This window comes from Caballeronia sp. M23-90 (assembly GCF_053574605.1).
Map to the genome: position 1 here is coordinate 1 of NZ_JBSIPA010000932.1, position 777 is coordinate 777.

General features: G+C 57.8%; 1 protein-coding gene and 1 pseudogene. Both read left to right on the forward strand.

Annotated features, from left to right (window positions below):
• On the forward strand, positions 1-206 hold a 206-nt coding region (locus ACRXB1_RS37100; protein WP_449494912.1), incomplete at its 5' end, for an IS3 family transposase.
• 33 nt (positions 207-239) lie between these two features.
• Positions 240-777, forward strand: a pseudogene (locus ACRXB1_RS37105) (IS30 family transposase); the annotation flags it as partial.

The following is a 777-nucleotide window of genomic DNA, read 5'->3' on the forward strand; positions in this document are numbered from 1 at the left end:
ACAACGCACCCATCGAATCATTCTGGGGCTCACTGAAGAATGAACTCGTCTATCATCGCAAGTTCGCGACCCGCGATCAGGCCAGCAGAGAAATCACGGAATACATCGAGATCTTTTATAACCGGCAGCGCACACAGGAGCGTCTGGACTATCTGTCGCCGGCCGCTTTCACGCAGCGATTCCATTTGAGTAAAACCGCTGCTTAACCCGTTGGCGTCCACGGATTCCGACCGACCTCAGTGCAGAGTCGATTGGCGGGAGCGGTCACCGATTCAGAAGGCAGGCCGATTGCTGGACCCAACGTACCATGGAAAGGACGACGGCAAGGCCGCCGCGCGGACCGTCGTTGGGGCACCTGCTGGAGTCCCGAACAAATCAGTCGACGATTGCAGGCCGACTATCCAGAAGACCAATCCATGAGAATCTCTCACGAAGCCATCTATCAGGCGCTTTACATTCAGGGCCGTGGCGCTCTGCGCAAGGAGCTTACTGCCTGTTTGCGTACGGGCCGTGCACTTCGTGTGCCTCGAGCCAGGACGCAACAGCGAGGAAAGCATTTCATTACTCCGGAGGTCATGATCAGTGAACGTCCGGCTGAGGCTGATGATCGTGCCGTTCCGGGTCACTGGGAAGGTGACCTGATCATCGGCCTTAATCGATCCGCAGTGGGTACGCTGGTCGAGCGGACTACCCGCTATACAATGTTGCTCCATCTCCCACCTATGGAGGGACATGGCACTGGCGTGCGGGCCAAGAATGGGCCACCCTTGGCGGGTC